Annotated in this window: 21 protein-coding genes; 9 read left to right on the forward strand and 12 right to left on the reverse strand. The window is 45.2% G+C overall.

Annotated features, from left to right (window positions below; all coding sequences use genetic code 11):
- Nucleotides 1-20: 20 nt before the first annotated feature.
- Nucleotides 21-977, forward strand: a complete 957-nt coding sequence (locus tag ABIB39_RS08990; protein WP_354429193.1) for an MBL fold metallo-hydrolase — start codon at nt 21-23, stop codon at nt 975-977.
- Nucleotides 978-981: 4 nt separating this feature from the next.
- On the opposite strand, the gene ABIB39_RS08995 is transcribed toward ABIB39_RS08990, so the two are convergent.
- The 6 genes from ABIB39_RS08995 to ABIB39_RS09020 all read right to left on the reverse strand — a co-directional run bounded on the left by ABIB39_RS08995 (nt 982) and on the right by ABIB39_RS09020 (nt 6,552).
- The gene (locus tag ABIB39_RS08995; protein WP_354429195.1) at nt 982-1,578 is read right to left on the reverse strand and encodes a tetratricopeptide repeat protein; all 597 of its coding nucleotides are present in this window, start codon (nt 1,576-1,578) and stop codon (nt 982-984) included.
- Between the two features lie 125 nt (nt 1,579-1,703).
- On the reverse strand, nt 1,704-1,964 hold the full coding sequence (locus ABIB39_RS09000; RefSeq protein ID WP_354429196.1) for an Ada metal-binding domain-containing protein: 261 nt from the start codon (nt 1,962-1,964) through the stop codon (nt 1,704-1,706).
- A complete protein-coding gene (locus ABIB39_RS09005) occupies nt 1,961-2,668 on the reverse strand; it encodes a 2OG-Fe(II) oxygenase (protein ID WP_354429198.1) in 708 nt (235 codons plus the stop codon). The genes ABIB39_RS09000 and ABIB39_RS09005 overlap by 4 nt, the downstream gene beginning before the upstream one ends.
- Nucleotides 2,669-2,670: 2 nt before the next feature.
- Nucleotides 2,671-3,525: a bifunctional helix-turn-helix domain-containing protein/methylated-DNA--[protein]-cysteine S-methyltransferase gene (locus ABIB39_RS09010; protein WP_354429199.1), complete on the reverse strand. Its 855-nt coding sequence runs from the start codon at nt 3,523-3,525 to the stop codon at nt 2,671-2,673.
- A gap of 203 nt (nt 3,526-3,728) precedes the next feature.
- Complete coding sequence (dacB, locus tag ABIB39_RS09015) at nt 3,729-5,144, reverse strand: D-alanyl-D-alanine carboxypeptidase/D-alanyl-D-alanine endopeptidase (RefSeq protein ID WP_354429200.1); 1,416 nt, start codon at nt 5,142-5,144, stop codon at nt 3,729-3,731.
- Nucleotides 5,116-6,552, reverse strand: a complete 1,437-nt coding sequence (locus ABIB39_RS09020; RefSeq protein WP_354429201.1) for an APC family permease — start codon at nt 6,550-6,552, stop codon at nt 5,116-5,118. Before ABIB39_RS09020 ends, dacB begins: the two co-directional genes overlap by 29 nt.
- A 145-nt stretch (nt 6,553-6,697) precedes the next feature.
- Between ABIB39_RS09020 and ABIB39_RS09025 the strand changes: the two genes are divergently transcribed.
- Nucleotides 6,698-8,935 (forward strand): sodium-translocating pyrophosphatase, encoded by a 2,238-nt coding sequence (locus ABIB39_RS09025; protein WP_354429203.1) that lies wholly within the window; start codon nt 6,698-6,700, stop codon nt 8,933-8,935.
- Nucleotides 8,936-9,017: 82 nt separating this feature from the next.
- Here ABIB39_RS09025 and ABIB39_RS09030 read toward each other — a convergent pair whose 3' ends face one another.
- The gene (locus ABIB39_RS09030) at nt 9,018-9,254 is read right to left on the reverse strand and encodes a putative signal transducing protein (protein ID WP_354429205.1); all 237 of its coding nucleotides are present in this window, start codon (nt 9,252-9,254) and stop codon (nt 9,018-9,020) included.
- Nucleotides 9,255-9,327: 73 nt separating this feature from the next.
- Here ABIB39_RS09030 and ABIB39_RS09035 point away from each other — a divergent pair, with 73 nt between their 5' ends.
- The 6 genes from ABIB39_RS09035 to ABIB39_RS09060 all read left to right on the forward strand — a co-directional run bounded on the left by ABIB39_RS09035 (nt 9,328) and on the right by ABIB39_RS09060 (nt 13,681).
- The gene (locus ABIB39_RS09035; protein ID WP_354429207.1) at nt 9,328-9,609 is read left to right on the forward strand and encodes a hypothetical protein; all 282 of its coding nucleotides are present in this window, start codon (nt 9,328-9,330) and stop codon (nt 9,607-9,609) included.
- A 61-nt stretch (nt 9,610-9,670) separates the two neighbouring features.
- On the forward strand, nt 9,671-9,877 hold the full coding sequence (locus tag ABIB39_RS09040) for a hypothetical protein (RefSeq protein ID WP_354429209.1): 207 nt from the start codon (nt 9,671-9,673) through the stop codon (nt 9,875-9,877).
- Between the two features lie 84 nt (nt 9,878-9,961).
- On the forward strand, nt 9,962-10,126 hold the full coding sequence (locus tag ABIB39_RS09045; RefSeq protein ID WP_354430115.1) for a type II toxin-antitoxin system RelE family toxin: 165 nt from the start codon (nt 9,962-9,964) through the stop codon (nt 10,124-10,126).
- 216 nt (nt 10,127-10,342) lie between these two features.
- Nucleotides 10,343-11,863, forward strand: coding sequence for an amino acid permease (locus tag ABIB39_RS09050; protein WP_354429211.1), 1,521 nt, complete (start codon nt 10,343-10,345; stop codon nt 11,861-11,863).
- A gap of 71 nt (nt 11,864-11,934) precedes the next feature.
- A complete protein-coding gene (locus ABIB39_RS09055; protein ID WP_354429212.1) occupies nt 11,935-13,107 on the forward strand; it encodes an MFS transporter in 1,173 nt (390 codons plus the stop codon).
- 4 nt (nt 13,108-13,111) lie between these two features.
- The gene (locus ABIB39_RS09060) at nt 13,112-13,681 is read left to right on the forward strand and encodes a MarC family protein (RefSeq protein ID WP_354429214.1); all 570 of its coding nucleotides are present in this window, start codon (nt 13,112-13,114) and stop codon (nt 13,679-13,681) included.
- Nucleotides 13,682-13,793: 112 nt separating this feature from the next.
- On the opposite strand, the gene ABIB39_RS09065 is transcribed toward ABIB39_RS09060, so the two are convergent.
- The 4 genes from ABIB39_RS09065 to guaA form a co-directional block, all read right to left on the reverse strand.
- The gene (locus tag ABIB39_RS09065; RefSeq protein WP_354429216.1) at nt 13,794-16,199 is read right to left on the reverse strand and encodes an ABC transporter permease; all 2,406 of its coding nucleotides are present in this window, start codon (nt 16,197-16,199) and stop codon (nt 13,794-13,796) included.
- A gap of 184 nt (nt 16,200-16,383) precedes the next feature.
- Nucleotides 16,384-17,586 (reverse strand): RsmB/NOP family class I SAM-dependent RNA methyltransferase, encoded by a 1,203-nt coding sequence (locus tag ABIB39_RS09070; protein ID WP_354429218.1) that lies wholly within the window; start codon nt 17,584-17,586, stop codon nt 16,384-16,386.
- Nucleotides 17,583-18,845 (reverse strand): ABC transporter substrate-binding protein, encoded by a 1,263-nt coding sequence (locus tag ABIB39_RS09075; RefSeq protein WP_354429220.1) that lies wholly within the window; start codon nt 18,843-18,845, stop codon nt 17,583-17,585. Before ABIB39_RS09075 ends, ABIB39_RS09070 begins: the two co-directional genes overlap by 4 nt.
- Nucleotides 18,802-20,331, reverse strand: a complete 1,530-nt coding sequence (gene guaA / locus ABIB39_RS09080) for a glutamine-hydrolyzing GMP synthase (protein ID WP_354429222.1) — start codon at nt 20,329-20,331, stop codon at nt 18,802-18,804. Before guaA ends, ABIB39_RS09075 begins: the two co-directional genes overlap by 44 nt.
- Before the next feature lie 101 nt (nt 20,332-20,432).
- On the opposite strand from guaA, the gene ABIB39_RS09085 reads away from it, so the two are divergent.
- Nucleotides 20,433-20,960 (forward strand): GNAT family N-acetyltransferase, encoded by a 528-nt coding sequence (locus ABIB39_RS09085; protein WP_354429223.1) that lies wholly within the window; start codon nt 20,433-20,435, stop codon nt 20,958-20,960.
- A 582-nt stretch (nt 20,961-21,542) separates the two neighbouring features.
- Here ABIB39_RS09085 and ABIB39_RS09090 read toward each other — a convergent pair.
- The gene (locus tag ABIB39_RS09090; RefSeq protein ID WP_354429225.1) at nt 21,543-24,002 is read right to left on the reverse strand and encodes a DUF5686 and carboxypeptidase regulatory-like domain-containing protein; all 2,460 of its coding nucleotides are present in this window, start codon (nt 24,000-24,002) and stop codon (nt 21,543-21,545) included.
- Nucleotides 24,003-24,061: the final 59 nt, after the last annotated feature.

Genomic DNA, 24,061 nt, shown 5'->3' on the forward strand with positions numbered 1-24,061 from the left:
AAATTAGTAAATTTGGCGTAATGAATAACCACCGCAAACTATCGCTCTTTATATTTTTACTGTTGCCTGTGTTTGCTTTTGCGCAGGTAAAGCCGGAAACATCGTTCCGCATAGTGCCTTTAGGTGTTTTGGGCGGGTCCGATGAAAGCAACCTATCCGCTTATATGCTGGCACCCAAAGGCAGCGACAATTACATATGTCTCGACGCCGGGACAATCCACTCGGGCATAGCCAAAGCGGTAGCCAACAAAGCATTTACCGTGCCCACAGAACAGGTTTTAAGAAAATACATCAAAGGATATTTCATTTCGCATGCCCACCTGGATCATTTGGCGGGAATGGTGATGAACGCGCCCGATGATACGGTTAAAAACATCTACGGATTAAAAAGCACCATCGAAACCCTCAAGACCCATTATTTTACCTGGGAAAGCTGGGCCAACTTTGCCGATGACGGTGCTGCGCCGCAACTCAAAAAATACCATTACAAACAGTTAGAGCCGGGAGTGGAAACGCCAATAGAAAATACTGAAATGCAGGTGCAGGTATTTCCGCTGGCGCATTCAAATTTAACCAGTACGGCTTTTTTGGTGAGGAGCAAGGATAGTTACATATTGTACTTGGGCGATACCGGTGCCGACGAAATTGAGAAAAGCCAAAAAATGCACAACCTTTGGGTAGCTGTAGCGCCATTGGTAAAGACCGGCAAGCTAAAGGCTATTATGATAGAGGTATCATTCCCAAACAGCCAGCCCGATAAAAGTTTGTTTGGGCACCTTACGCCAAGGTTACTGATGAGTGAAATGAACGAACTAAGTAAACTTAGCGGTGCATCTTTGAAAGGATTAAACGTTGTAGTTACCCACCTAAAACCACCTTATAAAAACATCACTCAAATAAAGGCCGAATTGAAGGCCGCCAATAAATTACAGCTGAACATGGTTTACCCGCAACAGGGTAAGGCGCTGTTGTTTTAACCGTTTATTTATCGTCCAAAAGGTCTATACAGTTTTTTGAGAGTGCCTTTAACCGCGCGGTAAGTGTGGCTGCGCCTTGCGCATCATTCATGTTTTTGTAGAGCGATTTTATACGCGATAAAGTATCGTCGTCCGGGTCGCAGGCCTGGGCTTTTTCCAGGTGTGGCAGCGCCTTTTTTGCTGCCGCGGAGTATAATGCGATTAGGCGTTTATTTTCGTTAATGTCACTTTTAGCCGCGTTTAGTTTTGTGGTGATGGCTTCTACATCCTTCAGGTATAAATAGCCAAGGGCGCGTTGCACCACGTAGTAATTAGGAACGGCTGCGTCAACCTTTTCGTAATATTCGATGGCTTTCACAGACTGTCCGTCGTTCTCAAACAAGTTGCCTATCGAGTAATAAAAGCTGACGCGGGCGTTTTGCTTTAGCTTATCTACGTTGGGGATCAGATCCTGCCCAAGCGTGAGGGCTACATCATTTTCGCCCTGCAGGCGGTGAAGGTTAAAGTCGAGGTATTTGTTATAAACCTCATCGGCGGTTTGGGCGTGAGTAGTAATGGCGGCGAATAAGATGAATGACAGGAGAATGAATTTCTTAAACATAAGCGGATCTGTAATAACGAATATCGAATTTAAATAATGAACTAATCAGTTTTTTTTAACCTTCAACATTCATCATTCAATATTCAGCGTTCAAATTATCATGAGTTAGACAGGCTAAACTAATATTAGTTTAGTGCCTTCCACTTTTGATATACTTCCCGCATACAGTGCCCACAGGGGCGGTAGCCTTCTTCAATAGCTTCCTGCTCATCCGTAAAAAACACCCTGTTATCCACTTTCATCCGCTTGCCCGATGCGCATCGAAGCGTACCATAAATCTTTAACTTACGGTTGCCGCCCAATGCTATTTTCCCGGCTTCTATCAACGATTTTAAGGCTTTTGAACGACTGAAATCGGATTTGCCCAGCTCGATGTGCCTAATCATGTAGCATCGTGGAAAATGATGCCAAGGGTGTGCCTGTCGCCACTGGTTACTTCGCTTACACCGTGTTTCATATTTACTCTATAGTAGCCTTTGGTACCCATCACCGGCCTAAAGCTGGTGGTGAATAACAGCACGTCGCCTTTCTTTGGGTTCAGCACCATCGCTTTCGACTGCATCCTTGGCCGTTGCTCCACCAGTACAAACTCACCACCCTCAAAATCTTTCCCCGGCTCGTTCAGGCAAACCACCAGTTGCATAGGGAAGTAAACCTCGCCGTACAGATCCTGGTGCATCGCGTTGTAGCCACCTTTGTGATACTTTAATATCAGCGGGGTAGGGCGTAGCTGCCCTGCCTGGTGACAAAGGTCTGTCAACTTATTCAACGTTGGCGGAAACTGCTTGTCAATTCCTAAGACCTCCATCCACTTATTGGCGATGGGGGCAATGTTTGGGTAGACCATTTCCCGCAGTTGCTCTACCACACCGGGCAGCGGGTAACTATAATATTTGTACTGACCGACGCCGTAGCCGTGGTTTTCCATCACTATGGTTTTGCGGTAGCCGATTTCATTTGAGTATTGAGTAACCAGTTCGTCACATTCATCCGCAGACAAAATATTGGGGATGGATGCGTAACCCTTGGCATGCATGCTTTCGGTAACCCGCGCCCAGTCTGTCTGTTCAATTCTTTGTTGTAATTCCATAATTATATGGCCGTTATTAAGTCGTGTTGTGCCGCTTCCCAGCCTATCATGGCTGTTTTGCGGGTACTGCCCCAATGGTACTGCCCAAATTCGCCTGTAGATTTAATAACCCTATGGCAGGGGATCAAAAACGCTACCGGATTGGCCCCGATGGCACTCCCAACGGCCCTGCTGGCGGTTGGCATCTGCACGGTGTTGGCTACTGTCGAATAAGTGTTTAACCCACCCATCGGGATTTTCAACAGTGCTTCCCATACTTTCAATTGAAAATCCGTACCCTTCAGGTGTAATTTTATGTTTGATAACTGCGACCAGTCCTTTTTAAATATGAACAGGGCGTTTTGCTGCGCAAGGTCTACCACCTGGTAATAGCTTGCATTTGGAAACTGCGCGTAAAGTTCATTAAAAGCCGCGTCCTTATCGTCGGCGAAAGCCATATGGCAAATACCTTTTGGAGTTGACGCTACGAGGATATTCCCGAACGGTGTTTCGGCGTAGCTAAAGTTTATGCTGAGTGCTTTGCCGCCGTTCTTGTATTCGGCGGGTGTCATCCCTTCAATGTTGATGAACAAATCGTGCAGGCGGCCGGTACCGGATAGGCCCGTTTCAAAAGCGGCGTCAAAAAGGGTTGCTTGTTGTTCTTTCAGGATGCCTTTGGCGTAATCCAGGCTCAAATATTGCAGGAATTTCTTGGGACTGATGCCTGCCCAATCCGTAAACATGCGTTGAAAGTGGAAGGGGCTAAGGTTTACCTTTTCGGCAACCTCATCCAGGTTGGGCTGGGCTTTAAAGTTTAGTTTTATGTAGTCTATCGCCCCGGCAATACGCTCATAGTTAATGTTGTTTTGTGTTTCCATTGTTTGATTATTATAACACAAAAGTACTTTGGCAGCATCGCCTATAAAACCCGAAACTTGCGGAGTTGAACCTCTATAGTATCGTAGCGAAGTGGTAATCTCGTCGCGTTTAATATGCATGCGACGAGATTGCCGCGCTGTCGCTCGCAATGACAAATGTGGTTTTATCTTGTCTCTTGATTCTTATATCTTGACTCTATCTCTTACTTCAACTCATCCAACACCTTAAACATTTTCGCCCTGATGCTGCTGCCTGGGCCATTGTAGTTGTTCACCATTATAGAGAAACAAAGCTGGCGGCCGCCATGCGTTTGGAAACCGGCGTAGGCTTGTACGCTGTTGATGCTGCCGCTTTTCATCTTCATATCGTTATATACGGGCAGGCTCTCGTAAAAATCATTAAACCAGGCCGCGCCGCGTGCCGATTGCAGGATGTGCGCCATGGCGGAGGTAGTAATCCTATCCTGGGGAGAAAGGCCGCTGCCGTCAAATATATTCATGGACCGTTTGTCGATCCCTTTTAGCTGCCAAAAATCTTTCATGGCGTCCACACCATCGTTGGTGGAAATACCTTTCCCCGTTTTTGCCGCGATGGTTGCCAATAACTGCTCGGCATACAGGTTCACGCTTTTTTGATTAAGCCAGTAAACTATCTTGCTCAGCTCGGGCGATAGGATGGTGGTGATATTTTGTGTAGCGGTTGCAACGGTTTGCCCTTTATCTGCCAGCATTACCGATGAGGTTGGCTCAATACTTACGGCAATGCCGATGCGTTTTAAAGTGTCATTCAGTCGCAATGCCGCATCATAGGCAGGGTCGGGGATGGCGGCGGCCACGCGTTTTTTGGTTTGGTCTATAGCATAGGTGCCACGCAGGTACATTACCTTGCTGCCGTAAGCAGGCAGGTAAGGATAGGCGAGGTCGCCGGTTTTGGCGGCACCGTTAGTAAGTTCACTTTTGTATTGCAGGTAATTGGTTTCGGGGTAAGTGCCGGCAATGCCGATGGTGCTGCCCACAGCACCTGTGCGTAGCAAAATGTCAAACTGGTTTTCGCGCCAGCATAGGCCTGCTATGCCTGCGCCGTAGTAAGTCCCCAGGTCCTGCCAGATCCAGCCATCGGGGATACCCTGGCTTTTGAAAGCGCCGTTATCGCCAATAATTCTTCCGTTAATTTTTTTGATGCCCGCTTTTTTAAGCGCGGTAACCATGGTGTTTAAAACCACGCCCTCGCGGGTGGTAGCCCAGCGCCAGCTGCCCAGGGTAGGGTCGCCGCTGCCTTTGATAATCACGTCGCCGGTAAGGGTACCATCGGCACTGATAGTGCCCGTGTAGCCTAATTGGGTCTGGTATTGAAAATCTTCCCCCAAAATATTAAAGGCGGTTATACTGGTAACCGTTTTTAATGTAGAGCCGGGTGCGAGGCCCATATCCGGGTTGGCCGCAAAAACCAACTCGCCCGTTTTAGCATCGAGTACCGTTAACGATACCGATGCGTATCGGCACTGGCTATCCTGCTGTAAGTGGCCAAACGCCTTTGTTATATTTTGCTGCAGGGATTGCGCCCCTGCGATGTTGGCTATAAATAAAAAACTAACTAAGCACGTCCGTTTTATCCTCATTGGTAACGTTGCGTTGTGAAATATAATAAATAGGGATGCCTATCAATACGATGATCAATCCCGGCCAGGTAAATTCCGGCTTGTAAATAATTAATAACGTACAAAATGCCAGTCCCATTATAATATAAATGGCAGGGAGCACAGGGTAACCAAAGGCTTTGTAAGGCCTTTCAGTATCAGGCATTTTTTTGCGCAGGATAAAAATACCGAAGATGGTAAGCACGTAAAATAATACCACCACAAAAGAGATCATATCCAGTAAATCGCCGTACTTACCGCTCAGGCAAAGTATCGAAGCTACAACCGCCTGGATCCATAGGCCAAATTCGGGTACGTCATTTTTATTTAGTGTACCTGTCCTTTTGAAGAACAGACCGTCTTTAGCCATAGAGTAGTACACACGTGAACCTGCAAGGATCAAACCATTGTTACAACCGAAGGTAGAGATCATGATCATCACTGCGATAACCAGCGCGCCCTTGCTGCCAAATATTACATACGAGGCAGCAACAGCGACACGGTCTTTATCAGCATTAACAATATCATGCAGGGAAAGTACACCAGTGTAAACCACATTGGCAGATACATAAATAAGCGTAACGATCATGGTTCCGAAGAACAGGCTCAACGCCACATCGCGTTTTGGGTTCTTCATTTCGCCGGCTATAAAGGTTACGTTGTTCCAAGCATCGCTGCTGAAGATAGAACCCACCATGGCTATCGCGATAGCACCTAAAGCGGCGCTCATGGTATAGTCGGTTGTGGTGCCGTCTTTAGCCAGTTTATGCATATCCCAGGCATTGGTCCAGTTGGCGTTCCAGATCTCGCTTTTAAAGGCGATAAACCCGAAAATGATCAACCCGAATAAACTTAAAAGCTTGGTAAGCGTGAATGTGGTTTGGATGATCTTACCGCCTTTAACGCCCTTAGTATTGATATAAGTTAAGAAGACTATCAATATGATAGATACGATCTGCGCGGCACTTATTTTAATGAAGCCCGCGTTAAGCAAAATATTATCCTCGCTTAAAACAGGGAGCAGGTATGCCGCAAATTTGGAGAACGCCACCCCTACGGCGGCTATCGTCCCGGTTTGGATCACGGCGAAAAAGCTCCAGCCGTATAAAAAGGCTATCAGCTTGTTGTATGATTCTTTCAGGTAGATGTACTGGCCGCCTGCCTTTGGGAACATGGCGCTTAGTTCGCCATAGCTTAAGGCCGCGGTAAGGGTCATGAAACCGGTGATGAGCCAAACGGCTATCAGCCAGCCCGCCGAGCCTACGTTGCGGGTAATATCGGCACTTACTATAAAGATCCCGGATCCTATCATGGAACCTGCTACCAGCATGGTGCCGTCAAGCAGGCCTAATTCGTGTTTTAATTTGGGTTGAGTAGTCTCGTTTGGCATCAGGGTTTAGTTTAAAGTACTAAACTATTCAAAAACTTTAAATTGACAGGCTATTGTAAAGAAATTAATTTACTATTTTGCGGCTACCAAATTATGAACGCGCCCTGCGCCAACCAAATTGCACACTTATAAACTAATATACAATATGGATCTTTTGAACACTTACTTAATTTATCTGATCCCTGTTTTTGGCCTTGTCGGCATCCTGGTGATGGCGATCAAATCGGCATGGGTTACCAAACAGGAAACAGGCGATGCCTCCATGAACCAACTTGCAGGTTATATTGCTGATGGGGCAATGGCTTTTTTACGCGCGGAGTGGAAAGTATTAGGCTACTTTGTTGTTGTTGCAGCGATGTTGTTGGCCTGGAGCGGTACAACCGTAGCTACATCAAGCCCGGTTATCGCTATTTCATTTATTATCGGCGCTTTCCTGTCTGCATTTGCTGGCTATTTGGGGATGCGCATCGCAACAAAATCCAACGTGCGGACTACACAGGCGGCTAAAACAAGCCTGGCACACGCGTTAAAGGTATCGTTTACAGGTGGTACTGTTATGGGCCTTGGTGTTGCCGGTTTGGCAATAATAGGTTTAGGCTCGTTATTCATTGTGTTTTATACCATGTATGTAACCAGCAAGGGCGAAAGCGTTAACGGCGAGGCTATGGCTAAAGCACTTGATGTGCTGGCAGGTTTCTCGTTAGGTGCCGAGTCTATCGCGTTATTTGCACGTGTAGGTGGTGGTATATATACCAAAGCTGCCGACGTAGGTGCGGATCTTGTGGGTAAGGTTGAAGCAGGCATCCCGGAGGATGACGTACGTAACCCTGCAACTATTGCAGATAACGTGGGCGATAACGTGGGCGATGTTGCCGGTATGGGTGCCGATCTTTTCGGTTCGTACGTGGCAACCATGCTTGCTACCATGGTATTGGGCCGAGAGATTGTATCACATGATAAATTTGGTGGTATCGCACCTATCTTGTTACCAATGGTGATAGCAGGTTTAGGCTTGATATTCTCTATCGTTGGCGCATCGTTGGTTAAAATATCTAAAGAGACCGATAGCGTACAAAAAGCATTGAACCTGGGTAACTGGGCTTCGATATTGTTAACAGCTATCGCTACTTATTTTGTGGTGCAGTGGATGTTACCTGCCGATAGTTTCCACATGATCCGTGACGAAGATGCTTCTGGTGCTATAAAAGCAGGTTCGCTCGTATTTACAAAGAACGGCGTATTTGGTTCTATCGTTGTAGGTTTAGTGGTAGGTACTTTAATGTCTATCATTACGGAGTATTATACTGCCATGGGCAAACGCCCGGTGATGAGCATCATCAGGCAATCATCAACAGGCCATGCTACCAATATCATCGCCGGTTTAGCTGTGGGTATGGAATCGACCGTGTTACCTATCCTGGTATTGGCGGCCGGTATTTATGGTTCTTACTTCTTCGCGGGTTTATACGGTGTGGCCATCGCTGCTGCCGGTATGATGGCGACAACTGCTATGCAGCTGGCTATCGACGCGTTTGGCCCTATTGCCGATAACGCGGGTGGTATTGCCGAAATGAGCCGCTTACCTGAAGAGGTGCGTGGCCGTACAGATAATTTAGATGCCGTAGGTAACACTACTGCTGCAACCGGTAAGGGTTTTGCTATAGCTTCGGCGGCGTTAACCTCACTGGCCTTATTCGCGGCATTTGTGGGTGTTGCCGGTATAGAGCATATCGATATTTATAAAGCCAACGTTTTGGCAGGTTTATTTGTGGGCGGGATGATCCCTTTCATCTTCTCGGCATTGTGTATCTCGGCAGTAGGCCGCGCGGCAATGGCGATGGTAGAAGAAGTTCGCCGCCAGTTCCGCGAGATCCCCGGCATTATGGAGTACAAGGCACGCCCCGAATATGAAAAATGTGTAGAGATCTCTACCAAGGCATCTATCCGTGAGATGGTTGCCCCGGGATTGATCGCTTTGATCACGCCAATTGTTATCGGCTTTTTATTCGGCCCCGAAGTATTGGGTGGCTTATTGGCAGGTGTAACCGTATCTGGTGTGTTAATGGGCATCTTCCAGAGCAACGCGGGTGGTGCATGGGACAACGCCAAAAAATCGTTCGAGAAAGGTGTGGAGATAAACGGCGAGATCTACTATAAAAAATCTGAACCGCACAAGGCTTCGGTTACGGGTGATACTGTTGGTGATCCGTTCAAAGATACTTCAGGCCCGTCAATGAACATCCTGATCAAGTTGATGTCGATCGTATCATTGGTTATTGCGCCTCACTTAAACAGTGCCGATAATACCAGCAAAATGATGCAGAAACAAGAGAAAGTACAATCAATGAATGTGCACCAGATTCACATAGATAAAAAGATCTAACAAGGATTTGTTAAATAATAGGAAAGCCCTTCGAGTTATCGGAGGGCTTTTTTTGTTGGTATATAGTTTCGGCTATATTGTGTTATCGATCCTGAAAATCTTTCAAAAGTTCAAGAGCTCTTCCCATGTCTTTGTCAGATATCATCACCTTTACCGGGGCAACCCCGCCTGCAGATACTTGCCAGGGTGCGATTGTTCCCATTAATCCATTTTCGATAAAAGATTCGATGCCCTCGTTTTCGAGCAGGAACTGGACTTCGGATGCATCGGTAAAACTCCCGGCATAAACTTGCATCATCGTATCATTATTGGTAGCCATAATTTTGGTTTTAATTGTAATACAATATCACAAAAAATATTTGGTTAATCGAGAAAGGTTTATATTAGGGGTGATGAAGAAACCCGTAATTCGCTATATCCTTTATGCCCTCTGCCTGTACTATATTTACCTCTACCTTCCGGATATCTTCGATATTTTTAAATCCGACATCCAACCACCCACCACAGATTACCTGCTTTACTTTGATGCCGCCATGTTGCTGTTTGGAGGAATAGTTATCGGCACCATGTTGATACGTGCCGGTGGTAAATTAAATAGGGTTTTAGGCATCGCTATGATATTGATTAATGTAGTGTTGACGCCATGGTTTATTTTGAGGGGATTGCCGGGTTGATAACGCCGGGTTGTTTATATTGATTTAGATTATTAAATTTGTTATACAAGACAAACTGACTATGCTTACCGTTCATCCGCAATACCTTAAAGATAGTAATGGAGATAATTCATTAGTTGTGCTACCCGTTAGCGAATTCAATTCAATTATAGAGGAATTGGAAGAACTGGAAGACGTAAGGTTATTTGATGAAGCGGCGAAGGATGACACCGGGGAATCTATATTATTTTCTGAATATCTAAAAAGCAGGAAAAAAGACAATGCCTGAATATGTTGTTGTATTATCTAAAAATGCTAAAAACTATTAGATAAAATCCCGGATAATATTGCCGCACCTATTTTTGAGGCTATTATAGGTTTAGGGCACAATCCAAGACCTTCCGGGTATAGAAAATTAGCAGGTAGGGAGGGTTATCGGATAAGGGCTGGAAACTATCGAATTATCTACAGTATTATTGATGATGAATTGATCATCAATGTCATAACGCTCGGGCATCGGAAAGATGTTTACAAATAGCAACACTTACAGCCATAAAGCATGCCCTTAGTGTTTTTAAAACCGCAATTTATTTCGATATAAGTAACCACTAATTCCCTCACTCTCACCCGCTTTAATTCTGTTAAAAACAGCTATGCCCTTGTTACATTCTGCACTTTAACTTTTCAAAAAATTTAAGTACGTTTGGGGAAACTGATTTCAAGACTATTATAACTGATCTTATTAAATTAAAACATGAAGGTATTTGTAAAAAAATCTATTGAACAATTAACCAACTCGGTTGATGCGGAAGGAAGCCTGAAGCGAACGCTTGGGGCCGGTAGCCTTATCGCCTTGGGTATTGGTGCAATTATCGGCGCGGGTTTGTTCGTACGTACAGCTGCAGCTGCCGGTGAGCATGCTGGTGCGGCGGTAACTTTGTCATTTATTGTGGCTGCAATTGGTTGCGCGTTCGCGGGCCTTTGTTATGCCGAATTTGCTTCAATTATCCCAATTGCAGGTAGCGCGTACACTTACGCATACGCAACTATGGGCGAAATCGTAGCCTGGGTAATTGGCTGGGCATTAATATTGGAATACGCGCTTGGTGCGGCAACGGTATCCATCAGTTGGAGCGAATATGCCAACAAGCTCCTCGGGGGCAGGATACCATACGAGTGGTGCCACTCGCCAATGGAAAAAATACTTGTAGATGGCCACATGGTTCATGGTATTGCCAATCTTCCTGCCTTATTGATACTTGTTATATTATCATTGTTATTGATAAAAGGTACGCAGGAATCTGCTACCGTTAACGGTATTATAGTATTTATTAAAGTGGCCATCGTATTGGTGTTCATCGCTATAGGCTGGCAGTTTATTAACCCTGCTAACCATACACCATACCTTATCCCGGCTAATGCGCCGGATATCATTCAGCAGGATGGTAAATCATATTCATACGCGCCATTCTTCAACCACGGTTGGGGTGGTATCATCAGCGGTGCCGGTGTGGTGTTCTTCGCCTTTATTGGTTTTGACGCCGTATCAACTGCCGCGCAGGAAGCTAAAAACCCTAAACGCGATATGCCAATTGGTATCTTGGGTTCGTTAGTGGTTTGTACTATCCTTTACATCCTGTTCTCATGGGTGTTAACAGGTGTTGCTCCTTATACCGATTTTATGAAATCTGGTAAAGAGGCTTCTGTAGCATTTGCTATCACTAATTATATGCATGGTTACGGTTGGTTATCAACCATGGTTACCATAGCTATCCTTGCCGGTTTCTCATCGGTTATATTAGTGATGTTAATGGGCCAGTCGAGGGTGTTTTATACCATGTCAATGGATGGTTTATTACCAAGAGTATTTTCAGACCTTCACCCAAAATTCCGTACGCCATACAAAAGCAACATGATCTTGTTCCTGTTTGTGGGGGCATTTGCGGCATTTATACCGGGTAGCGTAGCCGGCGATTTAACATCGATAGGTACCCTGTTCGCATTTATACTGGTGTGTGTGGGCGTAATTTTACTCCGCAAAACCAACCCTGATCTGCCAAGGCCTTTCAAAACCCCGCTTGTACCATTGGTGCCTATTTTAGGTATTATTGTATGTGCCGGTATGATAGTTGGCTTACCACACGAAACCCAATTGGGTGCTTTGGTATGGATGGTGTTCGGTTTGATAATTTACTTTGGTTACAGCAAGAAACACAGTAAGCTGGGTAACGTGGCAGATATATTGCCTAAGGCTTCAGATTTCGAAAAACAGTAATATTATTATTACCATATTAAAAAAGGTTCTGCAATTGCAGAACCTTTTTTGGTTTAAACCCTTTTGTAAACATGAATTCTAAACGGATCCTATGGGTGCTTGTATTTATTGCCATTATAAACTCTATGGGGTTCGGCATTATTATACCCCTGCTGTACCCGTACGGTAAAAAGTTTGGCGTTACCGAGCATACCATAGGCTTGCTTACAGCGGCTTATTCCATCGCTCAATTTTTTGCCACGCCGGTTTTGGGCTCATTGTCTGATAGGTTTGGCCGTAAGCCGTTGTTGATATTTAGTCTGATTGGTACCTGTGCTTCCTTCATCTTGTTCGGCTTTGCAGAGAGTATCTTCGTGCTTTTTGCCGCGCGGATCTTAGACGGGTTAACGGGTGGTAATATCTCGGTTGCCCAGGCCATGGTTTCAGACATTTCGTCACCTAAGGAGCGCGCCAAAAACTTCGGGATCCTGGGCTCGGCATTTGGGTTTGGTTTTGTAATAGGCCCGGCAATAGGTGGCTTGCTGAGTAAGTTTGGCATGAAGGTGCCATTTTTCTTCGCTGCGGGGATAGCCATCTTAGGCGTGCTACTTACCCTGTTTTTCCTAAAAGAAACCAACCAAAAGAAAGGCGGCCAATCATCCTCTAAGAAGCCTAACTTCAGCTTTGCATCACTTTATACCATATTGAAAATGCCGGTTGTAGGCACCGCTATATTCACCGGGTTTTTACTCACGATGGCTCAGTTTACCATGCTGATAGGTTTCCAAACCTTCAGTGTGGATGAACTTAAACTTAATCCTACCCAAATAGGCCTATTTTACGGGGGCTTTGGCGTTAGCGGCATACTAATGCAGATGCTTGTCCCCGCCATTAAAAAGGTGATCTCATCGCAAGCGGTTATCCTGCTTATCTCCACATTATTTTGTTTGGGCATGATGGTACTGGCTGGGTTTGCTACCGGGTTGATGCTCTTTGCAGTATCGGTAGGCATCTATGGATTGTTTAACGGATTGCGTAACCCCATGCTCAACGCCATCATAGCCGACCGTAACGAAGGCGACGGGAAAGGGGAGGTAATGGGCGTTAATCAGTCGTATGCTTCAATAGGGCAAACCCTTGGGCCTGTAACGGCGGGGTTAATTACGGCTGTCTCTATACATAGTGTTTTCTTTTTATCGTCTTTATATATTTTAATTGCACTTTTGTTTAGTATTCGATTGATCACGAAAGAAAAACAATCCTAAGCTTATGCATCCACTTATCTTTAAAGAGGTATTATCTGTAACGATGATCCTTTTCGCCATTATAGATATCCTTGGCGCTATTCCGGTAATTATTCAGTTGCGCCAAAGGGCGGGGCATATCGAGTCGGAAAAGGCAAGTATAGCGGTGCTGGTATTGATGATAGGGTTTTTATTTGCCGGCGATGAACTGCTTGCGGTGATCGGGCTGGATATCTCTTCCTTCGCGATAGCAGGTTCTATCGTGATCTTCATTATCGCTTTGGAAATGATATTGGGTGTCAATTTTTTTAAAGAAGAAATGCCCGAAGCCGTATCAATTGTACCATTGGCATTCCCCTTAATTGCTGGTGCCGGTACCATGACCACCCTGTTATCCCTAAAATCTCAATACCAAACCCAAAACATCATTGTAGGGATAATCGTAAATACCCTGTTCGTTTACCTGGTGCTCAAAAATGTAAAATGGCTCGAAAAACTCTTCGGCAAAACAGGGCTGCATATCCTGCGCAAAGCATTCGGTGTGATACTGTTAGCTATCGCGATCAAATTGTTCAGAAGTAATTCGGGGTTGTAAGAGAAAGAGACAAGAATTAAGAGGCAAGAATTAAGACAGGGACTTAAAACTGTCATTGTTTCGCACCTAAATTTTATTTTTTGTCTTGATTCTTGCATCCTGACTCTAAAATCTATTCCGCCCTCAAACTCTTCACCGGATTTGCCAATGCTGCTTTAATCGTTTGCAGACTGATAAGTACAGCGGTAACGGCAAGTAATGCGAACACGGCAATGGCAAATGGTACGGCTGTTAAACTGATCTTGTAGGTATAATTGTTGAGCCATTTGTTCATCATCCAATAGGCGAGAGGGCAAGCAACGAGCCTTGCTATAACGACTGTCCGTAAAAAATCTTTCAAGAAAAGCATCATTATATCTTTCACTGATGAGCCCAATATCTTGCGGATACCGATTTCTTTGGTGCGCTTTTGAATGCTGAGAGAGATCAGCCCCAATACGCCTAACAACACAATAATGATAGCTAACCCTGTTGCCAGGTACGAAGCTTTTTTGAGTTGTATTTCGTTCTTATACATTTTGGCAAGGGCATCATCCATAAAGGCGTATTCGAACTGTGCGCCGGGTAAAACCTCGGCCCATTTCTTTTGCAGGGCAGCCAGGCTGCTCTCCATATTGCCGGGTTTTAAGCGGATGGAAAAGTAGCGGTAAAGTGGTGTGCGATTAACGTTTATGAATGTAAGCGGCATAATCCTTGCCGACATGCCACCGAATACAAAATCTGAAACAACGCCGCATATTGTTAAGGGAGGCATATTTACCGAGTTAAATTGCTGCCCGATGGCATCCTTAGCGTGTGTAAATCCTAAAGCTTTTGATTGTGTTTCATTAATAACTACCAGTGCAGAGTCGGCTTGCATGTACTGCGGTTTAAAAAACTCGCCGGCTATAAGTGGGATGCCGTAAGTTTTTGCATACTCGTTATCAGTAAGCAGCATTTGTGCCGAGATCGCCTGGTTTGGACTCCCGGATGTTTTATAGACCTGTAAACCACCACTGGAACCGCCGTCAGGGATTTCCCATGATAGAGAAACCGAACTTACCTGCGGCAGTTGCGATAACCTATATCGTTTATCCTCCATTTTTTGCACGCCGGGTTTGCTCCAGTCTCGCGGCAGTTGGGCGTACACCACATAGTCTTTATCGTAGCCCAGGCTTTTACCAAAGAACAAGCTGATCTGATTAGAAATAACAATAGCACAGATCAACACCACCGCAGCCGTTCCGAACTGGAACGCGATAAGTGACTTGCGGAACAGCGCATTATCTTTCACTCTGTCCAGCTTGCCTTTCAACGAGTCGATAGATTTGAGGGATGATAATACTAACGCGGGATATAACCCGGCTAATAACCCAATTATCAATGCCAGTACTACTGGCAATACATAGAAGTAAAGCGGGAACGAGAACAGGCCGTTAATGTCAGTAGCTAACAGATCTGCAAAGAACGGCCTTGCTAAGGCGTAGAGCACTAATGCTATGAGGGTTGCAATGAGCACCATTAATATCGATTCGGTAAGGAACTGCCAGATGAGTTGTTGTCGTAACCCGCCCAATACCTTGCGGATGCCCATTTCTTTCATGCGTTGCGATGAACGGCTGATGCAGATATTCACAAAATTGATAACCGCCATCAGCAGGATGAATAGCGCAACGGACGAGAGCGTGTAAAGCATCTTTTTAATAGTACCGCCCGAATTATCGATGTAAAACGATTTGAGAGGTACGATGTAAGGTGTAAGATTTTCTGCTACCTGTGGCGAAGCGTTCCTTTTAATAAGGCTTTTCATCGGCCCGGTCAGTGCTTCGGGTTTAACGCCTTTTTTCAGTTCGATGAGGCCAACTATGGCGGTGTTGTTCCAGCCGTCTAAACTTCTGCCTAAAAACTTCGCGGCAGCGGCAGGTAAAAAGAAGGTGCTGTTGCTGGCATCGATAACATTGGTAACGGAGTTCTTTTTCAGCTTATCCAACACCCCGGTAATCATAAAATCGTGTTTGGTGCCGGTGAAACTTTCGATGTTTACCGACTGCCCTACAACATCGGTTTTGCCAAAGTATTTAATGGCCATTTCCTGCGTTATCACTGCCGAAAAAGGATCATTTAAAGCCGTTTTTTGATCGCCTTGTAACAGCTTAAAACCATACATATTTAAAAATGTGCTATCCCCAACCTGCAAACTTTCGCGAAAGTGTTTGTCGCCTTTAGATACGTTAGAGCTAACGCCATCCCAGTGGTAATAGTTGGCAACAAGGTTTGGATATTCCTCTTTCAATGCCTTGGGCATAGCGGCCAATGCGGTAAGTACGTAACCCATGTTTGGGTCTTTCCACTTGCTTTGGATGATGTACTGGTTATCAATGTTCTTAAGGTCGGCATTCACGCTTACTTCGTGCCAAACGTAGGCGCCTATCAGCAAGGTAAACGCTATCCCAACCGACAGGCCAAAGATATTGATCAACGAGAAAAGCTTGTGTTTCCAGATATTTCTCCAGGCAATGGTAAAGTAGTTGTGCAGCATAGGTAGCGGGTTTGTTAAAACTAATTTAGCTGCTAAATGGCAAGGAATGAAAAGATTAACATTTTTTAACGTTGGAAATTCTCACTTTGTCATTGCGAGGAGCGTAGCGACATGGCAATCTCGTAGTCAGTGCATAGCCGCTGTGTATATGACGTGATTGTCATACTATCGCTATTACACGGCTTTATTGCCCTGTCTCTTGATTCTTATCTCTTGGCTCTTTCGCCTTAGCCACCATCCTCGCTACAAACATCGTATCTGCCTTGTTTTCATATCCAGTCAGCACTTTCATTTCTTCCAGTTGCAGGCCAAGCTGTTTGGTAATGTAGGTTACAGCATCCTCATTCTCGGCTTTAAAAGCCGAGCAGGTAATGTAGATGAGTGGCTTACCGGGCTTTAAGTGTTTGGCAACGTTGGTTACTATGGCCTGTTGCAGGCGCTTAAAAAAGTCCGTTTTATGAATGTCGAACTGGCTGATCATTTCGGGTGTGCGGCCCCAGGTACCCGAGCCGCTACAAGGTGCGTCCAGGATAATGCCATCAAACTCATAGTTGTATAAAAGCTGTTCGTTGTTTTCGGTAAGGTCCATTACCTTTTTCTGATATTTGCGAAGGCCCGCGTTTTGAAAGCGCTCGTCTAAATTAGAGAGGACGGATTCGCGGATATCAGATACCACCAGTTTTATATCGGGTTGAAGGCTATGCAATAAAAGCGATTTACCACCAGATGCCGCGCAGGCATCCCACCAGCTATCCCATTTCTGCGGTTTAAAGTAATTGGCTGTCTGTTGCGACGAAAGGTCCTGCACCTCAAACCAATGCTGTTTAGGAAAAATGGCTTCCAGTCGCGTACCATTGGGTAACGAGAGGCAATTGTTGCCTTCATCTTTTAAGGTAACACCTGCTTTGGTTAGCTCGGCTTTTACCTGTGTTTCGTAACCTTTTGCAACACGGATAAAAAGATCGGGCTGAATAAAAAATGATTTAAGAAAAGCATCTTTACCAATCCCTGCGGACAGTTGCCCGGTCCACGGGAAAACATCATCCAGCTTAAAATTGGGGTAAGTGGTTTTTATCAGGTTTATTTTATCGTCGACACCAAAACCTACACAGGCTGCCCAATCGGGTTTAAAGTGCTGCAAAAAAGAGTTTGATTGGGTGTTGCATAAGAACTCTGCTACCATCAAGCGGTCTTCAATAGCAGCATCAGGCAAGGCCCTGCCTAAGCGAAAATAGTTATAGATCAACCTGCCGGCAACACGCCTGTCGGTAGATCCCATCTGTTTGTTTTGCCTGTAAAAGCCGGGTAAAAATTTGCCTAAAGGCGTGTCGGCCGGGTATTCACCCAATATGCGCTGAAACGTCTTTAACTGGTTTATGGCTTTCATTCTACTTTCTTTAAGGCGAAGTTTTGGTATTTAAGGATATCCACATGGGTGTTTATCCAGCCCAACCCCGCTTTTTTAATGAAATGGAAGCCGTTGTGCAAGCCGGTAAAGTCACCCAGATCGGGTTTGTTCATATCCTTGCCATCGGCCAATAATTTACCAAAGTAAAGCCCCTGGTCAAAGCCTTTAATGGCGAAATCGGTTGGTTCGACATGGTAAGCCCGACGATAGCTGCGTAAAAACGCATTGGTCTCAGCGCTTTTGTAATCAACCTTATCGGTGGAGGTGATGTGCGTGTTTAATCGTTGTAAAAGTGCCGCTTTCAGGAACGCGTACTTCTGCCAGCTTGGATGGCCGAACAAGGTTACCTGAAAATTTTTATTCAAGGTATCTAAAGAGCGCAGCGTAACCATCAAAAACGCCTGTTTGGTAGATGGCACCAAAAAAATATTTTGATCGGTAGGCGATAGTAGTTTCACCAATGGGGTAAGGTTGCCTCGTGTAATGGTAATGTTTATCACCTGGATCTTGCGCTTGCTAAGGCTATCTAAAGTTTGCTTGAACGGCGTTGTGTAAAGCTTCTCGTCGCTAAAGCCCGACTCTAAAATAAACACTTTTTTTGGTTTGATGCTTTTGGCAATGTAGGTAGCCGCGCCCATGGCATGGTACTCCAGAGGAGGTGTCATGGTAACTAAATTCTGGTTTTTGAAAGTAGCCGGTGCAGCAGGCGATAGCGGCGATATGATAGGCTTACGCGCCGAGGTGAGCATACCCGTAAAGGCCTTTACATCGTCCGGAAACACGGGGCCAACAATTATTTCGCTTGTTTTTACCTGCGGGTTTAACGCAAGGCTGTGCGCCTGCGCCGCATCATCCTTACTATCAAAAATTTGTAATTTGTAGTTGCTGCCGTTGGCGGTAAGCGAGTCTAAAGCCAGTTTAAAACCCTGATAATACTCTACCGACATGTTCGCCATTTTTAGTTTGGCAGCAGTGTAAGTTTGCCCGGCAGCGGCATGGTCAAGGCCGAAAGGTAATATGAGCGATATAACCGATGCCCTGGCCTCCGGTGTTTTCACCGGGGGCTTTTCGGCAGGTTTGTCTTTTTTAATTACCGGGTTTTCAGTTGTTGTTTTTACGGTAGATGAGGGTACAGTCCGGATCTTAGGCGAACATGCACCAATTATCAGCGCCGCTAGAATAAAGATAAACCACTTATTCCCACTCAATTGTGGCCGGTGGTTTCGAACTGATGTCATATACTACCCGGTTAATTCCTTTTACGTTGTTGATTATCTCGTTTGATATTTTTGCAAGCAGGTCATAAGGCAGGTGGCACCAATCTGCCGTCATCCCGTCTAATGATTCTACCGCGCGCAGGCAAATTACGTTTTCGTAAGTACGCTCATCGCCCATAACACCTACCGATTGTACCGGTAAGTATATGGCACCTGCCTGCCAAACTTTATCATAAACACCACCACTACGTAAATTGTTGATATAAATCGCATCGGCTTGTTGTAAAATGTCAACTTTCTCGGGCGTTACATCGCCCAATATCCTGATAGCAAGGCCCGGACCCGGGAAAGGGTGGCGGCCAAGGATGTTTGGATCGATACCTAAAGCGGCACCCACCCGGCGTACTTCGTCCTTAAATAACGTGTTTAAAGGCTCTACCACCTTCAGTTTCATAAAGTCGGGCAAACCACCAACATTGTGGTGAGATTTAATAGTTGCGGACGGGCCTTTTACCGAAACAGATTCGATAACGTCCGGGTAAATAGTACCCTGGCCAAGCCAGTTTACACCTTGTACCTCGTGTGCGGCATCGTCAAATACTTCGATGAACACGCGGCCAATGGCTTTACGTTTTTTCTCGGGATCGCTTATGCCAGCCAATGCATCGTAAAAACGTTGCTTGGCATCTATCCCTTTTATATTAAGGCCCATGTGCTGGTACGAATCTAATACCGATTGGTACTCGTCCTTGCGCAATAAGCCGTTATCAACAAATATACAGTGCAGGTTTTTGCCGATGGCCTGGTGCAGCAATACCGCCGCAACCGATGAATCGACACCGCCTGATAAGCCTAAAACTACTTTATCATCACCTAATTTCGCTTTTAGTTCGGCAATGGTGGTTTCGATGAACGAATCCGGGGTCCAGTCCTGGCTACAGTGGCAAATGTCAACTAAAAAGTTTTGCAACAACTGCTTGCCATCGGTACTGTGGGTAACCTCCGGGTGGAATTGGATGCCGTAAGTTTTTGTACCGGTTATCTGGTATGCAGCAACTTTTACGCTATCGGTACTGGCAATAATTTCAAAATCATCTGCAATTCTCGCTATGGTATCCCCATGCGACATCCACACCTGCGACCCTGCCGGTACATCCTTAAACAAGATATTATCCGGTTTAATATAATCCAGGTTGGCACGGCCATACTCGCGTGTGCTTGATGCCAGTACCTCGCCACCATGAAAATGCGCCATGTATTGCGCGCCATAACAAACACCTAAAATAGGAAGCGATTTGTGGTGTTTTATAAACTCAAAATGAGGGGCATCGTCCTGGCGTACAGAATACGGGCTACCCGAAAGGATGATCCCTTTTACGCTTTCGTCAACTTCAGGAACTTTATTAAAGGGATGGATCTCACAGTAAATATTGAGCTCCCTGACACGGCGCGCGATAAGCTGGGTAAACTGCGAACCGAAGTCAAGAATGAGGATTTTTTCTTGCATGGGCAAAGATAGGATTTTGAGTGGAAAAATGAGGCAGGAAATTTAGATTTTGAACTAAGAATTGGTATAAAAATCTATATTAGCCCGCAAACATCTGTGTTATGATAACTACCCGTTTAGCCACCTTTGATGACGTAGCAGAATTACAGCAATTAATTGGCCTATCTGTACGCGGCTTAAATACGGCCTATTATACGCCAAAACAAATAGAAAGCGCCATTAAATACATATTTGGGATTGATAGCCAGCTGATAACCGATGGTACTTATTATGTTGCCGAAAAGGATAATATAAAAGCAGGCTGCGGCGGCTGGAGCAAAAGGAACACCTTGTTTGGCGGCGATCAGCATAAAGAGACCGAAGACCCGCTGCTCGACCCTATGAAAGATTCCGCAAGGATAAGGGCTTTTTTTGTACATCCCGATTATGCACGACAGGGCATAGGCCGCAAAATTATTAATGTATGCGAAGATGCGGCAAAAGCCAACGGGTTTACCACCTTTGAACTCGGCGCGACTTTGCCCGGTGTGCCACTTTACGAGGCTATGGGCTATGAGGCCGTTGAAAGAATTGATGTTACTTTACCCGATGGTGAACTTTTAGGTATTGTGAAGATGAGTAAGGGTTAGTCTACAACCGTGCTAAGCTTGTCGAAGCATTGCGTTAAGGAACCATAGTGGGCAAAGACATCTGCGCGCCCTTCGACAAGCTCTCATAGGAGTTCTTGGACAAGGTGACAGCCCTCTCTACGTTATTGCACCTTCAAAGCCCCAGGAATGGTAAACTCAGGATGTGAAATTTTCATCCTGTTCCTTCTGACCCGGAAAGATAAAAGACCATAACCCTCCGGATAGTTATTGGGATACAGCGAAGCGTATACCTTAATGACTAATGGTGGTGGCGCTTTTTTGTCAGTATATGTAAAAATTGAAAGCGCTGATTATAAGGGAGATATCGGTGTTCACGCGCGTTCATGGCCGTGAACGTGAACATTTTGCAGTTATAGGGGGCGTTTTAGGACCTATTCAGGGCGTTTTTTGGTGCTGCTGACCGGGTCTAATAGCGCATCTAATAATCGCCAAAATCAACCCCGGCCTTAAAGCCTAAAACATCAATATAATATTTGCCTTCAGATCGGATACGTGAATTACAACGGTAAAACTTAAGGCTTTCGTAATAGTTATAAATGGTTATGTAAACACCCCCACTATCTAAAAACTCGCCCCGATCCTAATCGCCTGGTTTGCGCCGCCCATATTATTGTTAAACGATCTGCCGTACATCACCCGTAAGCCAATGTTGGTTTGGAAGCCTATGCCCAGTTCAGTGTAGTTTTTAAGGATAGGGGTGCTCAGGTAATTTACGTTGACTATCTCCTGAAGTTTTAACTTGCGGATAAGCGGGATCATGTTGGTGAGTAACCCGCCAAAGTTGTGCTCCAGGTGGCCTTCCAAGTATTTATCACCAGTGCTGAATTGGTAATAATCTAACAGCAGGAATTTGTTGAGACCTCCCTGGTAAAATAAAATCTGGTTGCCGCTAAAGTGACGGTAATCGGTATAATAGATGCTTTTAGTATTGAAGAACTTGCCCGCGCTGATGTAGAAAGATGTTTTACCGTAAAAACCCATCGGGATATCTGATTTAGAGATATCTGCCGAAATAAGGTTATAATCAGCATCAGAGCCAAATACATTTTTGATCGCCTTGGCAAAGTTTAACCCAATGGTTGGGTATTTGGAGGGGATATAACGCTTGCCGGTAGGATAGGTTTCGTAGCGGTTACTAATATCATAGGTGGTGCGCACGCTTACTTTGAACGATTGATTCTCCGGGAACAAGGGCGCATCTACTCCCGGCGAGAATGGGTTGTTTGATGTAAATTCCTTGCCTTTTGGATGGAAGAAACTGTAATCGGTAGTGTTTGACAAGTACTTGCGGTTTGCCCACTCGGCACCGGCACTTGCCTGCCATCCGCCGTAAATACGTTTAGAGATTGTGGCTGCCACGTATTGTTTTTGGTAAAGCTTCTCAAAATTTTGCCTGTTTAACAGCGTATAGGCCGTATTCATAAAACTGCTTATAGGTTCGCGGTTATTCATGTCTATCACGTCGCTACCACCGGAAAGGTTGAGCGTTGCCGAACCAACCGGCAGGGTGATGCCACCGCTGGCGTTGAATAGCTTGTTAGAAAACCCGTAACGCACCTTTCCGTAAACGTTCAGATAGCGGTTGTTCACGCTATCGATTTGTTTGGTGAACGAGCCGCCGTAGCCCAAAGCCAGGCCTTCAACGGTGTTGTAGGTTACCGAACTTAGCAGGGAGTTAAAGTTATAATACTCATGATCGTACCGGTTGCGGTGGCGGTAGCCTCCAAGCAGAAATTTGCCAACGCTAAATTTGTTGTTCACCTTATCCAGCGAATCCAAATAGGGCTTTGACTCGCGTTTGGCAGCCAATACGGCCTTCTTTTGGTAATCTATCTTTTCCTCGTCGGTAAGGGGGATAGGTCTTTCCTGCTCCCAATAGGCCGAATCTTTTTTGTTTACACCTTTGGTGATGCGCAGTACCTCGGCAAATTGCTTTTTATCAAGCTTCGGGTCGATATCGTAATCCTTATACAGCGATATAAAATAACCGCCAAATTTAAAACCGAAGAACCCGCCTGTAAATTCAAATTTTAATGATGACGGCATCCAAACCTTATCGCCCACCGGGAAAAATTGCTCATTCACTTTTAAAGTATCTACAAAGTTTATATTCGATTTTTTGGTGATGTATAACCCGAGGCTTTGAATGCGCCAGCTATCGTCCATAATGTAAATGTAACCGCTAAAACATGGGTCGTAAGCGTTACGCGGCGTAACCTTGATCTTGTTAATGGTTTCGCCATTCTCGGTAATAAAGCCAACATATTTGTATTTGTAGTACGATAGGGCGTTATCGGCAATGGGCGAGATGAGCGGGCGGTTGCTTAGCCCTTCCCAGGTTTGCAGGTTCTGGTAAAAATTAACCTGCATATCTGATGCGCGGTTAAAGGTAAAAGCCTTGTTGCTACCCGAGAACTTAGACGAGATGATCTCCTCGTGCACCTTATCCGGGCGCTCGAAACTATATTTAGATTGCGACTCCGACAGGTAAATAATACCACGGCGGTTGGAATCGAGCCCATTTTCGCGGGCTATTTTTTGCACATCCACCCCCAGGAATTTCTTTGGCGCGGCAAGCAGTTTTTGCAGGCCTTTTATGTAGATCTCGCAGGTGTACGCGTTTACCTCGTTAAGGTAGGTCTTCCGTTTTTTTATCGCTTTGCGGATAATGGCATACGCGGGGTCTTCCGCTCCGGCACTTATCGAAACTTCTTTTAGCTGGTAATCTTCGGCCTTTAAAGTGATGTTGATGGTTTGGTTTGCTCGCAATTCTATCTTACGGCTCTCCTGCTTATAACCTATTGCCTGGTAACGCACGTCGTATTGGCCTGCCTTTAAGTTTAAAGTGTAATTACCATCGTTATTGGCCGATGTGCCTTTGGTAGTATTACGGATGTAAACCGTAGCAAAGGGGACCGCATTGCCCGCGCCGTCTGTTATTTTGCCACTTAGGGTAACATCTTGCGCAAACAAACCGGATGATAAAAGCAAAAATATAGCGACAAGGAAGGGAAGTTTCATGCGGGAGATTTGGTAACGTAAAGATGGATAAAGATTTTAGATGCAGATTGTTAATTATT

Origin of the sequence: Mucilaginibacter sp. UYP27 (assembly GCF_040547175.1) — a bacterium.
Taxonomy (GTDB): domain Bacteria; phylum Bacteroidota; class Bacteroidia; order Sphingobacteriales; family Sphingobacteriaceae; genus Mucilaginibacter.

Excerpts from the sequence above, each read along its gene's own strand:
- ABIB39_RS08990 (WP_354429193.1), top strand. The coding sequence starts at position 21 with ATGAATAACCACCGCAAACTATCGCTCTTTATATTTTTACTGTTGCCT.
- ABIB39_RS08995 (WP_354429195.1), bottom strand. The coding sequence starts at position 1,578 with ATGTTTAAGAAATTCATTCTCCTGTCATTCATCTTATTCGCCGCCATT.
- ABIB39_RS09000 (WP_354429196.1), bottom strand. The coding sequence starts at position 1,964 with ATGATTAGGCACATCGAGCTGGGCAAATCCGATTTCAGTCGTTCAAAA.
- ABIB39_RS09005 (WP_354429198.1), bottom strand. The coding sequence starts at position 2,668 with ATGGAATTACAACAAAGAATTGAACAGACAGACTGGGCGCGGGTTACC.
- ABIB39_RS09010 (WP_354429199.1), bottom strand. The coding sequence starts at position 3,525 with ATGGAAACACAAAACAACATTAACTATGAGCGTATTGCCGGGGCGATA.
- dacB (WP_354429200.1), bottom strand. The coding sequence starts at position 5,144 with ATGAGGATAAAACGGACGTGCTTAGTTAGTTTTTTATTTATAGCCAAC.
- ABIB39_RS09020 (WP_354429201.1), bottom strand. The coding sequence starts at position 6,552 with ATGCCAAACGAGACTACTCAACCCAAATTAAAACACGAATTAGGCCTG.
- ABIB39_RS09025 (WP_354429203.1), top strand. The coding sequence starts at position 6,698 with ATGGATCTTTTGAACACTTACTTAATTTATCTGATCCCTGTTTTTGGC.
- ABIB39_RS09030 (WP_354429205.1), bottom strand. The coding sequence starts at position 9,254 with ATGGCTACCAATAATGATACGATGATGCAAGTTTATGCCGGGAGTTTT.
- ABIB39_RS09035 (WP_354429207.1), top strand. The coding sequence starts at position 9,328 with ATGAAGAAACCCGTAATTCGCTATATCCTTTATGCCCTCTGCCTGTAC.
- ABIB39_RS09040 (WP_354429209.1), top strand. The coding sequence starts at position 9,671 with ATGCTTACCGTTCATCCGCAATACCTTAAAGATAGTAATGGAGATAAT.
- ABIB39_RS09050 (WP_354429211.1), top strand. The coding sequence starts at position 10,343 with ATGAAGGTATTTGTAAAAAAATCTATTGAACAATTAACCAACTCGGTT.
- ABIB39_RS09055 (WP_354429212.1), top strand. The coding sequence starts at position 11,935 with ATGAATTCTAAACGGATCCTATGGGTGCTTGTATTTATTGCCATTATA.
- ABIB39_RS09060 (WP_354429214.1), top strand. The coding sequence starts at position 13,112 with ATGCATCCACTTATCTTTAAAGAGGTATTATCTGTAACGATGATCCTT.
- ABIB39_RS09065 (WP_354429216.1), bottom strand. The coding sequence starts at position 16,199 with ATGCTGCACAACTACTTTACCATTGCCTGGAGAAATATCTGGAAACAC.
- ABIB39_RS09070 (WP_354429218.1), bottom strand. The coding sequence starts at position 17,586 with ATGAAAGCCATAAACCAGTTAAAGACGTTTCAGCGCATATTGGGTGAA.
- ABIB39_RS09075 (WP_354429220.1), bottom strand. The coding sequence starts at position 18,845 with ATGACATCAGTTCGAAACCACCGGCCACAATTGAGTGGGAATAAGTGG.
- guaA (WP_354429222.1), bottom strand. The coding sequence starts at position 20,331 with ATGCAAGAAAAAATCCTCATTCTTGACTTCGGTTCGCAGTTTACCCAG.
- ABIB39_RS09085 (WP_354429223.1), top strand. The coding sequence starts at position 20,433 with ATGATAACTACCCGTTTAGCCACCTTTGATGACGTAGCAGAATTACAG.
- ABIB39_RS09090 (WP_354429225.1), bottom strand. The coding sequence starts at position 24,002 with ATGAAACTTCCCTTCCTTGTCGCTATATTTTTGCTTTTATCATCCGGT.